Here is a 14221-nt window from a genome sequence, read left to right on the forward strand (position 1 = left end):
TGCGGCAAATATGCAAATTTTTTTAAAACGAAAGGTAATAATTGACATTATTTTGCGTAGTGGGCCCGATATCGCCATAGGCTCACTCCTCCTAAAATAAATACTCCAAGCACTGTATACCAAACAAAACTTGGGGTGATGACTTGGTCTCCACTGGCATAGCTATGTAATCCGGCCAAGTAGAAATTAACACCAAAATAGGTCATCATGATACTGGCAAAGGCCAAAATACTCGCAAAATTATAGATCCATTTTCCTCGAAGACCGGGTACCAATCGCATGTGTAACACAAAGGCATAAATCATGATGGAAATCAGAGCCCAAGTTTCTTTGGGGTCCCAGCCCCAATAACGCCCCCAGCTCTCATTGGCCCATTGCCCTCCCAAAAAGTTTCCTATGGTTAGCATAATCAATCCGATGGTTAAAGCTAGTTCATTGATTACCGTAAGTTCCTTGATGTTCAAGTCCATTTTGGCCCTATTCTTTTCTGTGGTCAAAATCATCAATAACAACGATACCACACCTAAAATCATACCCACTGTAAGGGGGCCATAGCTTCCCACAATGACCGCCACATGTATCATAAGCCAGTAACTGTCCAAAACGGGTTGCAAATTGGCAATGGCTGGATCTACCCAACTCTGGTGGGCAATCCAAAGCAACATTGAAGTAACAAAAGCACTTGCAGCAATGGTCAACTCGCTTTTTCTACCCAGGGCCAAGCCGATACCCATGGTGGCCCAAGAAACATATAGAATGCTCTCATAGGCATCGCTCCAGGGAGCGTGGCCAGAAATATACCAACGTAGAACCAAACCCACAGTATGCCAGATAAAGAACAAAATGATGGTTCCTTTTAAAAGATAAGCTCCAGCTTTCAGTAACTCGCGGTCCTTGAAAATCCTAAGTATCAAGACCCCGAACAACAACATGCCGACTAGGATATAATATTTGTAAAGTCGGTTAAAAATGTCCAGCTTATTGTAAATGATTTCGGTTTGTATTTTCTCTTCAGATGGCAATACCTCCGACCCATGATTTATCTGGTTCTGTTTAAAAGCCTCAAGAAGCCGATCAGGTTGGGAATAATCCCCAGAGGATATTGAAGCCTGGAGAGAATTCAGATAAAAGGGAAGCGCATTTCGAATGAAATTTGAGTATAGAGAATCTTGCACTTGATATTGCCCAGAACGATATTCAATGGCCGAAATCCATTTGTTGTTCTCATCGTTCAACAATGGAAATATCTTAACTATCTGTCCGCTGAGGGCAATATTCAACAAACTGAGTCGCTCCCCCACTTTCTTAAAATCCTTTTCAAAATTGGAGGGATTGTTTGTTGCGGTGGCCTTTTGCAAATAAGGTTGCAGTTTGTACGTTCCTTTGTTATTAAAAAAATCAGTGGCCTTGACAAATTTGGTGCCTTCTGGAACACCGATAATCTTTCGAATACTGTCGTTTTCTTTTTTTCCCAACGCAATGAATTCGGTGTTGTACCATACCCCAGGGTTGAGCATCATGGACAAGAAAACCTGGTTAGCGGTTAAATCTTGATAGGTATCTTTTCCACTCAATTTTCGCAACAACTCGGAGGCGAAGGTGTGGATCGGTTTCATTCTTCCTCCTTCGTCTTGAATAACCAAGGCCCCAAATTTTTCTGCGTGGTCTTGGCTTACTTTAGAGTTTTGTAAAATGGAATCCACCTGGGTTTGCGTAGGAAGGATGGAATGCTTGTGATTCACATCTTCGTCCTGTGCAGATAACGTACCACATGTCAACAAGAAAGCCATGGTAGCCAAAGCGGCCTTTTTAGTCTTGATTTTTTCCAGCATTTCCTGTAAATCCTTAAAACGTGTCTTACCAAAGAACATGACTCCCATCAAACCAATATAGAGGAGAAAATATCCAATATAGGTGATCCAAGTACCCCATTTATCATGGTTTACAGAGAGAACGGTCCCTTTTTCATCTGGATGGAAACTGGATTGAAAAAACCGATACCCTTTGTGGTCCAGAACGTGGTTCATATAAATGTCGTAATCAAAAGGACGTTCATCATTAACAGTGATCTTGCTCATAAAGGAAGAATAACCCGTTTCTGTTCCAGGATATTTTTCTGCGATGAAATCATTCAATTGAATAGAAAAAGGCAGTTCATACACCTTGGATCCATAGCTAAGGGAAAAATCCAAGCCCCCAACATTTATCTTATCCGAAAAATCCGCGCTCCCCTGACCACCAAGTAATTTTATTTCCTGGGTTTGCCCATTGGCTGAAATGGAAACCACCAGAGCATCCTGTGTGGAATCCGTAATCTCGTCCTCGGGTACTTTTACAATGCCATAGCTTCCCCGAATCATGGGTTCGGGTATCACGAATTGCATTCCTGCCATCGTATACAAGGAACGTAATTGAAGAGTTTGTAGGCTATCTTGAGCCACCTTGCCCTGAAATTGATCCGCCATCCGCATAAAATTGCCTTCAAAAGGGGATTCAATTTGAAACTCACCATCCTCGTGGAAAATGTTGATTGCACCCTCGGTTTCTTTGTTCAAGGCAAAAAGGACATTGTGGATGCTTGCTATTTGACCATCTTGCAAATAGTGTTCGTGTCGTTGTCCGTCTCCAGCTTCTACAATCTTCAGGTATTTGGCACCATTTTCATCTGAAATCAGTCCCTTTTTGGCACCGTGAATGAACTCAACAAACTTTATGGAGAAGGGCTGTCCGTTAAAATCAGATTTCCACGGCATGCTGGAACGCATACCTTCCGGCGTGACCAAAATATCATCCTCCAAAATCCTCCGCTTGGTCTCCCCGTTTATATCGCCATCAACAAATGCTGTGAGATAAGTTTTATCAGAATAAAATCGGCTCTCTGATGCTCCTTCACGAATGGGCATTACCCCTTCGTAACTTATGTATCGGGTAACAAAAGCACCGATTATGATCAATATCCACGAGAGATGCAGCAGCAGTACCGGCCATTTTTTCCAACGAAGCAATTGATATCTAAAAATATTTCCTGTGAAATTGATTACAAAAAAGACCATTATGACCTCAAACCAAGTCGCATTATAAATGTAAATCCTAGCTGTCTCCGTACTGTACCAACTTTCCACAAAGGTGCCCATGGCCATTGCCGCTGCAAACACCAAAAAAAGAACGGCCATAAGTCTTGTGGAAAAAAGAGTCTTTTTGAGTAAATCGATCATGAAAATCAAGTCTGCTTTTCAGCTTGCAAAAATACGGCCTTTTTATGATTTCGATATGGCAAGGCCTTTATTATATCACCACAATTTGTTAATTATTTCTGAAAAGCTTGTTGGGCTAAATTTGTAGTTTTGGTCATGCTGAATCTTATTTTGATAGGTACCGGAAATGTGGGCAGTCATTTGTTCAATGCTTTTGAAAAAAGCAAAGAAGTCACTGTGGTACAGGTGGTAGGCAGAACTGTGGAAAGCCTTGACCCGTTTTCCAAGCACACTTCCGTGACTACGGATTATGGCTCCATAAAAGACGCCGATGTATATATTGTCGCGGTCAAAGATGATGCCGTAGGGAAAGTTTCGGAAAGGCTTGTCCACAAAAAGGGTTTGGTGGTGCACACCTCTGGTGCGCTTGATATGGATGTCCTCCGTACGGAAAACCGAGGTGTTTTCTATCCCTTACAGACTTTTACCAAAGGTAGGGCGTTGGATTTTAAAAGCATCCCCATTTGTGTTGAAGCCAAAGACCAGAAATCTATGGGGCAATTGAACAAATTGGCTTTGCAGATATCGGAAAATGTGCATGAAATCAATTCTAAGCAAAGAAAAAAATTGCATCTTGCAGCGGTATTTGTAAACAATTTCACCAATTATCTTTACGGGGTTGGAGAAGACATCTGCCTATCGGAAGGCCTTACTTTTGATTTGCTAAAACCCTTGATCAAAGAAACAGCAGACAAAGTATATGACCTATCCCCCAAAGCTGCTCAGACCGGTCCGGCAAAAAGAGGGGATACAATAAGTATGCAAGAGCACATAAAACTTTTAAACGAAGAAGACTACAAAAAACTATATACCCAACTGAGCGAATTGATACAAAAAACCAATGAAAAAGAATTATAAAGAACTCTTGGGCGACATCACCACCTTTGTTTTTGATGTGGATGGCGTATTTACCGATGGTACCGTTTTGGTAACTACCAGTGGTGACCTGTTGCGAAAAATGAGTGTTAAGGATGGTTACGCACTTAAAACCGCCATTCAAAAAGGCTATAACGTTTGTATTATTTCCGGAGGGACCAATCAGGGTGTGAAAGAGCGATTGAAAGGTCTGGGTGTCACGGATATTTATTTGGGGGCGCATCTGAAACAAGATCCTCTTGAAGAATATTTGGACATTTATAATATTGACCCAGAGAATGTACTTTATATGGGAGATGATCTTCCAGATATCCCAGCAATGCAAATGGTCTCCGTTGCCACGGCCCCACAGAACGCCGTTCAAGAAGTAAAGGCCATTGCCGATTACGTTTCCCACAAGAATGGAGGGGATGGCTGTGTGCGTGATATTATAGAGCAGGTCTTAAAGGTCCGCGGAGACTGGAACGATAATTTCAGTGCCAAAAATGACTAATCCGCTCAGGGAGAAACTCAAGGGGTACCATCTTATTTTGGGTTCAGGTTCACCTAGACGCAAAATGTTTCTGGAAGAATTGGGATTGGAATTTGAAGTGCGTTCGAAGGCTTTGAAAGAAGTATACCCCACATATCTTAAAGAAAAGGAAATATCCGAATACCTGTCCCAATTAAAAGCGGCCGCATTTAAGCCAGGGCTTCAAGACAACGAAATAGTATTGACTTCGGACACCGTGGTTTGGCACAATAATACCTCATTGGCAAAAGCAAAAGACACAAAAGAAGCGGTCAATATGTTAAAGCAGCTTTCAGGAGATTGGCATAAGGTAATTACATCGGTATGCTTTACTTCCTTAAAAACCCAAAAAATCGTAAGTGCTGTTACCGAGGTGAAGTTTAAGGATTTCACCCAAGAGGAAATCGATTTCTACATCCAAAAATGTCAGCCATTTGATAAAGCCGGAGCCTATGGCATTCAAGAATGGATTGGCATGATAGGTATCTCAGAAATTCGAGGTTCCTATACCAACGTAGTGGGTCTACCTACACATTTGGTTTACAAAACGTTAATGGACATGGTTTCCTAGATTGTGATACTTATCTTTACCGAAAATTTCTTTGCTATGAATTTGAAGCGTTCGTTCAACCTTTTCATACCCTTTTTCTCAATTTTATTTTTGTTACATACTTCCTGTAAAGAGCAATCGATCCATGCATCTAACAAAGCACTGACATTAAACGAGCTCGCTGCGAAAAGTAAAAATCCATTTGCCAAGAAACCCATTTCCGAGGCATTTAAGGAATATTGGTATGCTGGTAAAGCAGAAATAACCTCTTACACATTGGAGCAAGCGAGATATGGCGAAATACGAAACGGTCATGCAGTACTGGTATTTGTTACCGAACCTTTTTTGCCAGAAAAACAAGTAAAAGCAGACCGCAGCAATGGCGAAAATGTTTCTGTATTAAAGTTAAATGCCACCAAGAAATATTTAACCGGAATCTACCCCTATTCCATTATGGGAAGCACCTTTTATCCAGTTGATGACAATCAACATGCCTTAAAAACAAGTTTGTCGGTTCAAGAATGGTGCGGGCATGTATATTCACAAGTCAACAACCGAGAAAACTTTGAATTTACCTCACATTCCTATTTTGAAAGTGAGGCTGACCAACAGTTTGAATTGGAAAAAAATGTGTTGGAAAATGAAATTTGGGCCAGAATAAGGATAAATCCAAACGACCTGCCCGTGGGGGAAATCCAAATGATTCCTTCCTTAGAGTTTGTTCGTTTACGTCATCAAAGATTTCAAGCACATAATGCGACCGCTACGTTGTCCAGCCAAAATGGGATTCAGACCTACACGATATACTACCCCGATTTGGATAGGACACTCAGCATTGATTTTTCCGAAGCCTTTCCACATTCCATAGAGGGTTGGCAAGAAACCTTTAAAAGTGGCTTTGGACCCAATGCAAAAAGCATGACTTCCGTGGCTACCAAAAGAAAAACTATTCAAACGGCGTATTGGGGGCAAAATTCCAATGAGGATGTAATACTTAGGGATAGTTTAGGATTGTAGACCAGCCTTTTTTGTGTTTTCGCATCCTGTTAAAGATGTTCTAAATTGCATAGGGTATGGGGGCAAACTTTCTATATTTGGTCAACTACTAAAAAACCACCTATGCGAAATTTTTGGGTCAGTTTGCTGGCCATAGTCATTGTTTCTGCAAGCCTAGCGGCCCAAAAACCAAACAAACCCACCTCCGCAGAGATTTATCACGACCTTCAAAAGTTGAATTTTTTGGGTACAGCACTTTATATAGCCGCCCATCCCGATGATGAGAATACCCGATTGATTTCATACCTGTCGAACCATGATAAAGCCCGTACCGCCTATCTTTCCATTACACGTGGTGATGGTGGGCAAAATTTAATCGGTCCAGAGCTTAGGGAATTGTTGGGTGTGCTGCGGACCCAAGAATTATTAGCTGCACGGCGCATTGATGGTGGGGAACAACGTTTTACACGGGCCAATGACTTTGGCTATTCAAAAAATCCGAAGGAAACACTACGGATTTGGGACAAGGAAAAGGTCCTTGGTGACGTAGTCTGGGCCATAAGAACATTGAAGCCGGACGTGATTGTTAATCGATTTGACCATAGGACACCTGGGTCGACCCACGGACACCATACATCATCGGCAATGCTCAGCTTGGAGGCCTTTGATTTGTCCAATAACCCTCAGGCCTTTTCAGATCAGTTGCAATTGACTTCGACCTGGCAGCCCAGAAGAGTCTTTTTCAATACATCATGGTGGTTTTATGGCAGTCAGGAAAATTTTGAAAAAGCGGATAAATCAAATATGTTGAAGCTTGATGTTGGGGTCTATTACCCAGAATTGGGACTTTCCAACAATGAAATTGCTTCCTCGGCCAGCAGTCAACACCTATGCCAAGGATTTGGAAGAGTCACCACCAGAGGTTCTCAAGACGAATATGTGGAGTTATTGAAGGGGGATTTACCAACAAACAATAATCTTTTTGACGGCATCAACACCTCATGGTCCCGTATTGCGGGAGGTGAAGCGATAGGCACCATTTTACACAAAGTAGAGGACAACTTTGATTTCAGAAATCCTTCAAAACATGTTCCTGAGCTTGTTAGGGCCTATCAACTGTTGCAAAATGTAGAAGATGAGCATTGGAAAAAAATTAAGTCTGAAGAATTAAAATCTTTAATATTAGCTTGTTCCGGCTTGTACCTTGAAGCAAATTCTCAGGCGGCCTCTACAACTCCCGGAAGTTCAGTCGCTCTTCAAATTGAAACGGTGAATCGAAGTGACCGGCCAATACACCTGAAAGAAATTATATTGATGCCCACGGGTAAAATACTTCCAGTAAATCAACAGCTTACCCACAACAAAAAAGAATCTTTTCAGCTGGATTTTGAGGTGCGGGCAGCGACCCCTTATTCCAATCCATATTGGTTAAATCAGCCAGGAACTTTGGGTATGTATCCTGTAGCGGAGCAAATTATGATAGGAATACCAGAAACTCCAAGTGCTTTTTCCACACAATTTATTTTGGATTTTGATGGTGTGGAGATTCCTTTTAAAAAGCCTGTGGTCTATCGTTATTCCAAACCGGAGAAAGGGGAATTGTACGAACCTTTTGTGGTGCTACCTCAAGCTACCTCAAGATTTGACGAAAAAGTGCTGGTTTTTTCAGAAGCAGTCCCCAAAGATGTTAGCGTCACCATTAAGGCAGGTAAGGATAGCATCTCAGGTATGGTTGCACTGGCACTACCTGCGGGATGGCATGCATCACCAAATCATATTCTCTTTTCAATTGACAAAAAAGGACAAGAGCAAGCCGTAACATTTAAGGTTACCCCTCCACACAAAGAGAGTGAAGGACATATTTCATCAATAGTTACCATCGGAGATAAGGTTTTTGATAAAGAACTGGTGCAAATTGACTATGACCATGTACCGAAACAATCCATTCTTTTAGCGTCCCAAGCCAAAGTGGTGCGCATGGATATTCAAAAAACAGGAGAACATATTGCGTATATCATGGGAGCTGGAGACAAGGTTCCAGAAAGTCTTGAGCAAATAGGATACACTGTGCATAACTTGGTGCCAGAAGATATACAAGAAGGAGCTTTGGACAAATACGACGCTGTAGTTGTGGGTATCCGGGCCTATAATGTCCTTGATGCCTTAAAATTTAAACAGCCCCTGCTTTTTGATTATGTAAAGAATGGCGGCAATATGATTGTTCAGTATAACACCGCCAATAGATGGAGGAAGCAGTTTGAAGCTATTGCTCCTTATTCCCTAACACTTTCAAGAAATCGCGTAACGGATGAGAACGCTCCCGTGGAAATTATAGCGAAAAATCACTCCCTGGTGAATTTTCCCAATAAAATCCAAACAGATGATTTTGACGGTTGGGTACAGGAAAGAGGATTGTACTATCCCAACAAATGGGATGAGAGGTTTACCCCTGTGCTGTCAATGAACGATGAAGATGAAACGCCGTCACAAGGTGCGCTGTTGGCAGCTCCCTATGGCCAAGGGTATTACATTTATACCGGGCTCAGTTTTTTTAGGGAACTTCCAGCAGGTGTTTCTGGAGCTTATAAACTTTTTGCCAATATGCTTTCCATAGGAAAAAACGAAGTAAAAACAGATAGTAATGTCAAAGGATAACCAAGCTGATACAGTCTGGAAAAAGGAATATACATTCGTAGTTCTGTTGAATGTGATCTATATCTTGGTTTTTTACTTCATCATGATTTTTAACAACTAAGCTTAATGAGCCTACTCGATTGGATTGTTCTTGGCAGCACTTTATTGTTTATTGTAGTGTATGGGGTTTGGAAAACCCGGGGCAGTAAGAGCGTCGATGACTATGTCCGTGGTGGAAACGATGCCAAATGGTGGACCATTGGGCTTTCCGTAATGGCAACCCAAGCCAGTGCCATCACTTTTTTATCCACCCCAGGGCAGGCTTTTCATGATGGAATGGGTTTTGTACAGTTCTATTTTGGGCTTCCGTTGGCCATGATTGCCATCTGCCTTGTTTTTATTCCGATTTACAAAAGGTTGAAGGTGTTCACTGCCTATGAAATGCTTGAAAATCGTTTTGACCTTAAAACACGTACCCTTACCGCCATCTTGTTCTTGGTTCAACGTGGAATGGCAGCGGGTATTACTATTTTTGCGCCATCCATTATTTTGTCCGCCGTTTTGGGTTGGGATTTGCGTACGCTTAACATTATAATTGGGATTCTGGTCATCATTTACACAGTTTCTGGAGGAACCAAAGCGGTAAGTGTGACCCAAAAACAACAGATGTTCATCATTATGGTGGGCATGTTCTTCGCCTTCTTTTTTATTTTGGGCAGCTTACCTACCGATGTTTCTTTTGGAAAAGCCCTAAAAATAGCTGGGGCCAACAACAAATTGCAAATACTGGATTTCAGTTTTGATACCAACAACCGGTATACTTTCTGGAGTGGCATTACAGGTGGGTTCTTTTTGGCGCTGGCCTATTTTGGAACAGACCAAAGCCAAGTGCAACGTTATCTATCGGGAAAATCTATTCGGGAAAGCCAATTGGGATTGGTTTTTAATGGTGTTTTCAAAATACCTATGCAGTTTTTTATTCTACTGGTCGGTGCCATGGTCTTTGTTTTCTATCAGTACAACCATTCACCCCTGAATTTTAATCCAGCAGCAACCGAAGCGGTGATGGAATCCTCTTATGCTGATGATTATGAAGCTTTAGAAGAAGGACATCAGCAACTGGAAATGGAAAAAAAGATAGCACAGGAAGCCTTTTCGGCAGCACTTGCGCTAAAAGAATACAATGCAGTACAGCAGGCAAAACAAGACATCTTGAAAATCAACCAAAGGGAGCGGGCCAATCGGAACGCTGCAAAGGAATTGATCGCACAAGCAAACGAAACCGTCGAGACCAATGACAAAGACTATGTCTTTATTCATTTTATTCTCGAAAATCTTCCCATTGGACTTATCGGATTGCTTTTAGCTGTAATACTATCTGCCGCCATGTCCTCCACAGCATCAGAATTGAATGCGCTTGGCACCATAACCGCGCTTGATCTTTACAAAAGAAATTTGAAAAAGGAATACGATGAAAAATACTATGTGAAGGCAGCGAAGGGATTCACATTGTTGTGGGGCATAATTGCTATCATTATTGCTTGTGTAGCCAGTTTATTTGATAACCTCATACAATTGGTCAACATTATCGGCTCAATTTTTTATGGTAATGTTTTGGGAATTTTTCTGCTGGCTTTCTTCTTTAAGTTTGTTCGGGGCAATGCTGTTTTTGTTGCGGCCATTGTGACCCAAATTTTAGTAATCGTGGGATGGTATTTGGACTGGATGTCGTATTTATGGCTGAACGCTTTTGGTTGTCTTTTGGTAATTTTATTGGCCATGTTGGTACAGACCTTCGATAATTTCCTAGACCGTCCTCCCGTAAAAACATAAAAAACCCACTGCAATATCAGTGGGTTTAGTAGATAAATTGATGTCATTCCTTACATGGCACCCCATTCTTTCAGGGAATCTTGGTTCAATTTCACATAGTCCGAATTACCAGCTTCCTCAGCAACCGCCATTGAGCGTCTTGCCGCTTCTATAGCTCCTTTCTTGTTCCCCATTTTGGCATAAATCAAGGACTGCGTGCGCATCATCCAAAATCCTTTTTCGTTTAAGGAAACAGCTTTGTCAATCCATTCCTTGGCTTTAGCCAAATCTTTTTCTTCCGCAAAATAGTAGGAAGCTGCTGCATAATAATCGTTGGCACTCGGACCAGCCATTACATTTTCAATGCTCTTACTGGCCTTGGCCATAGTGGGTACTTCAAACTTTACCCCAACATAAGTGTTCTCCCAAAGTATCCCAAGGGTAGCGCCATTATTGTGCAAATCGTCGATGGTAATGGTAAAAGTTTCAACGGGAATGGACATTTCCTGAACTTCTGTTTTGACCACGGCAGCCACTTTGGAAGCATCCCAATTACGTGGCGTTCCCCAATTGTTGGTGTCCGAATAAAAAGTCACCTCCCAAACAGCCTCACCCGGTCTGGTGAAAATAGCATAAGAGCCGGCCTTCAATTCTTTGCCTTCAACAACTACATCATCGCTAAAAGTTATGGTTGTGTTTTTGTTGGCCCCCGTTCTCCATAGGGCATCATAAGGAACTAGATTTCCAAAAATAGTTCTTCCTCTCATAGATGGTCTTGAATATTCAACCTCTACTTCGGTGAGACCAACCGTTTGTTGAAGCTTTGAAGAAGGACTTGGCTGTGGGGTTTGCAATTGAGCTTCCATTCCAAGGGAAAGCAGTCCCGAAAGCATTAATAAGGATAGTTTTTTCATAGGAAAGTGTTTTAGATTTTAATATTGAAACAAAGCTAAATATAAAGCTCTCCCTGATTTGTTAAGAAAGCCTTAAAAGAATCTTCTGGTTGGATACTACATCAAAATTTATTTTTGTTTAACTTTTTTAATTTTTAATTAAACAATTACCATGTATCTTTGTAGCATGAAATTATATCAACTAAGATCGCAGCAAATTTTGCCTATTTCCAAACAGGAAGCTTGGGAATTTTTGTCAAATCCGAAAAACCTGCAAACCATCACTCCTGACCATATGGGCTTTGATATCCTTTCAGGTGCTGATCGCAATATGTTTCCAGGTCAAATCATTCAATACAAAGTGAAGCCCTTTCCCATGTACACCACAAAATGGGTTACGGAAATAACCCATGTCGTAGACGGGTCTTATTTCGTGGATGAGCAACGTTTTGGGCCCTATGCCCTTTGGCATCACAAACACTTTTTGGAAGCGGTGGAAGAAGGAGTAAAGATGGAGGACGTCATTGACTACAAACTACCTATGGGTTTGCTGGGGCAACTGGCCCACCCAATTCTGGTTAAATCGCAGCTGCGCAAAATATTTGAATACCGGGAACAAAAACTGAATGCACTTTTTGGAAAAGTAGAGGGAAAAGAAACCACACTAGAATTAAAGACTATATAAAATGAAGAACATATTGCTCATTGGAGGTTCTTATGGCATAGGCCGTGAAATCGCCAAACAATTGACGGAAAAAAACAAGGTATACATAGCATCCAGAACCTCAGGAGGTTTATCCGATGTCGAGGCGACCCACATACCTTTTGATGTACTGACGGAAGATATTTCAGAAAAAAATCTTCCTGAAGAAATTCATGGTTTTGTATTTTGTCCTGGGAGTATTAACCTGAAACCTTTTAAAATGTTGAATATCGATGCCTTCAAAGACGATATGGAAATCAATTTCTTTTCGATGGTTAAGGTTGTGAAGTCCATAATTAATAGAATGTCCGAAGAGTCCAGTATGGTTTTGTTCAGTACCGTAGCAGTTGATTCGGGTATGGCTTTCCATACGAGCATTTCAGCAGCAAAAGGAGCAGTAGAAGGATTTTCCAAAGCACTGGCCGCAGAATACGCGCCAAAAATAAGGGTCAATGTCATAGCACCTTCACTGGTGGATACACCACTTTCTGAAAGACTTCTCAATAATGAAAAAAAGAAAGACCAAATGGATCAACGCCATCCTTTAAAAAGGGTGGGTACCGCAAAAGATATTGCCAACATGGCCACATTTTTGTTGGATTCTGAAAACTCGTGGATTACGGGCCAGGTATTTGGTATTGATGGAGGAATGTCCACATTAAACACAAACTCTTGAGCGATAAAATTTCCATATTTTGGTTTAGAAGGGACCTTCGTTTGCATGATAATGCAGGACTCTATCAAGCACTAACAGGAGACTATACTGTGCTGCCCATTTTCATTTTCGATACCGAAATATTGGATAAGCTTCCTGAAGATGATGCTCGTGTAACTTTCTTGCACCATCAACTATCCCAAATGAACGATGAGCTAAGAAACAATTTTGAAAGTGGCATCGCAATGTACCATGGCTCTCCAGTTTCCATTTTTGAAACCTTGATAGAGGAATATGAGGTACATAAAGTATACACCAACCACGATTACGAACCTTATGCCAAGAAGAGGGATTCTGAAGTCAAGAACTTTTTGCAAGAGAAAGAAATTGTCTTCAAAACATTTAAAGATCAAGTAATTTTCGAAAAAGACGAAGTCGTCAAAAGCGATGGTGACCCCTATGTAGTATACACCCCTTATATGAAAACGTGGAAGGAAAAATTCAACCCTTCAACCCATTTGGTGGAATATGATACACGGTCGCTTTTCAAAAATTTATTGAAGAAAACCAAGCTACCAAAGCTAAGTCTTGAGGACATGGGGTTTAAAGCTTCCGAAATCACCGTTCCTGATTATAAAGTTACCCCCAACCTTATTCAGAATTATGAGGACACCCGAGATTACCCAGCTGAGGACTACGGGACTTCAAGATTGGGTCCGCACCTACGTTTTGGAACTGTATCCATTCGAAAGATGGTAAAAAAAGCTGTTGAAGAGAAAAATGAGATTTTTTGGAATGAGCTTATATGGAGAGAGTTCTTCATGCAAATATTGTGGCATTATCCCCATACCGTCGACAAAGCTTTTAGGTCCAAGTACGACCGAATAGAATGGCGGAACAATGAAGAAGAATTTGAACGATGGAAAGAAGGGAAGACAGGCTACTTGTTGGTCGATGCCGGAATGCGGGAGCTCAATACCACCGGGTATATGCACAATCGGGTGCGGATGTTGGTGGCTAGTTTCCTTTGCAAACACCTTTTAATTGATTGGCGCTGGGGTGAAGCTTATTTTGCTGAAAAATTGCTGGACTATGAATTGGCCAGTAATGTTGGAAATTGGCAATGGGCTGCCGGCAGCGGGGTGGATGCCGCCCCTTATTTTAGAATCTTCAATCCGATGACCCAAGTAGAGAAATTTGATAAGCAAAAGAAGTACATTCAAAAATGGGTGCCTGAATATCAAGAATCTTCTTACCCATCAAAGATGGTGGACCACAAAAAGGCTAGGGAACGCTGCTTAAAAGTCTACAAAGAAGCGGTGGGTTAATGCATTTTC

11 protein-coding genes are annotated in these 14221 nt (G+C 41.4%); 9 read left to right on the forward strand and 2 right to left on the reverse strand.

Annotated features, from left to right (window positions below; genetic code table 11):
* Nucleotides 1-47: 47 nt before the first annotated feature.
* Nucleotides 48-3215: a cytochrome c biogenesis protein gene (locus GTQ34_RS04465; RefSeq protein WP_166522545.1), complete on the reverse strand. Its 3168-nt coding sequence runs from the start codon at nucleotides 3213-3215 to the stop codon at nucleotides 48-50.
* 135 nt (nucleotides 3216-3350) lie between these two features.
* On the opposite strand from GTQ34_RS04465, the gene GTQ34_RS04470 reads away from it, so the two are divergent.
* The 6 genes from GTQ34_RS04470 to GTQ34_RS04495 all read left to right on the forward strand — a co-directional run bounded on the left by GTQ34_RS04470 (nucleotide 3351) and on the right by GTQ34_RS04495 (nucleotide 10654).
* Complete coding sequence (locus GTQ34_RS04470) at nucleotides 3351-4112, forward strand: Rossmann-like and DUF2520 domain-containing protein (protein ID WP_166522546.1); 762 nt, start codon at nucleotides 3351-3353, stop codon at nucleotides 4110-4112.
* Nucleotides 4096-4623, forward strand: a complete 528-nt coding sequence (locus GTQ34_RS04475) for a KdsC family phosphatase (protein ID WP_166522547.1) — start codon at nucleotides 4096-4098, stop codon at nucleotides 4621-4623. Before GTQ34_RS04470 ends, GTQ34_RS04475 begins: the two co-directional genes overlap by 17 nt.
* Nucleotides 4616-5212 carry a Maf family nucleotide pyrophosphatase gene (locus GTQ34_RS04480; RefSeq protein ID WP_166522548.1) on the forward strand — a complete coding sequence of 199 codons (597 nt, stop codon included), beginning with the start codon at nucleotides 4616-4618 and terminating at the stop codon, nucleotides 5210-5212. The genes GTQ34_RS04475 and GTQ34_RS04480 overlap by 8 nt, the downstream gene beginning before the upstream one ends.
* A 36-nt stretch (nucleotides 5213-5248) precedes the next feature.
* Nucleotides 5249-6208, forward strand: coding sequence for a septum formation inhibitor Maf (locus GTQ34_RS04485; RefSeq protein WP_166522549.1), 960 nt, complete (start codon nucleotides 5249-5251; stop codon nucleotides 6206-6208).
* Nucleotides 6209-6310: 102 nt separating this feature from the next.
* On the forward strand, nucleotides 6311-8842 hold the full coding sequence (locus tag GTQ34_RS04490) for a PIG-L family deacetylase (RefSeq protein WP_166522550.1): 2532 nt from the start codon (nucleotides 6311-6313) through the stop codon (nucleotides 8840-8842).
* A 105-nt stretch (nucleotides 8843-8947) separates the two neighbouring features.
* Nucleotides 8948-10654 carry a sodium:solute symporter family protein gene (locus GTQ34_RS04495; RefSeq protein ID WP_166522551.1) on the forward strand — a complete coding sequence of 569 codons (1707 nt, stop codon included), beginning with the start codon at nucleotides 8948-8950 and terminating at the stop codon, nucleotides 10652-10654.
* A 50-nt stretch (nucleotides 10655-10704) separates the two neighbouring features.
* Here GTQ34_RS04495 and GTQ34_RS04500 read toward each other — a convergent pair whose 3' ends face one another.
* On the reverse strand, nucleotides 10705-11547 hold the full coding sequence (locus tag GTQ34_RS04500) for a DUF2911 domain-containing protein (protein ID WP_166522552.1): 843 nt from the start codon (nucleotides 11545-11547) through the stop codon (nucleotides 10705-10707).
* Between the two features lie 166 nt (nucleotides 11548-11713).
* On the opposite strand from GTQ34_RS04500, the gene GTQ34_RS04505 reads away from it, so the two are divergent.
* The 3 genes from GTQ34_RS04505 to GTQ34_RS04515 are packed head-to-tail and all read left to right on the forward strand — an operon-like array spanning nucleotide 11714 to nucleotide 14212.
* Complete coding sequence (locus GTQ34_RS04505) at nucleotides 11714-12211, forward strand: SRPBCC family protein (protein WP_166522553.1); 498 nt, start codon at nucleotides 11714-11716, stop codon at nucleotides 12209-12211.
* A gap of 1 nt (nucleotide 12212) precedes the next feature.
* Nucleotides 12213-12905: an SDR family NAD(P)-dependent oxidoreductase gene (locus GTQ34_RS04510; protein WP_166522554.1), complete on the forward strand. Its 693-nt coding sequence runs from the start codon at nucleotides 12213-12215 to the stop codon at nucleotides 12903-12905.
* The gene (locus GTQ34_RS04515) at nucleotides 12902-14212 is read left to right on the forward strand and encodes a cryptochrome/photolyase family protein (protein ID WP_166522555.1); all 1311 of its coding nucleotides are present in this window, start codon (nucleotides 12902-12904) and stop codon (nucleotides 14210-14212) included. The genes GTQ34_RS04510 and GTQ34_RS04515 overlap by 4 nt, the downstream gene beginning before the upstream one ends.
* Nucleotides 14213-14221 lie beyond the last annotated feature (9 nt).

This window comes from Flagellimonas ochracea, assembly GCF_009903685.1.
GTDB lineage: Bacteria > Bacteroidota > Bacteroidia > Flavobacteriales > Flavobacteriaceae > Flagellimonas > Flagellimonas ochracea.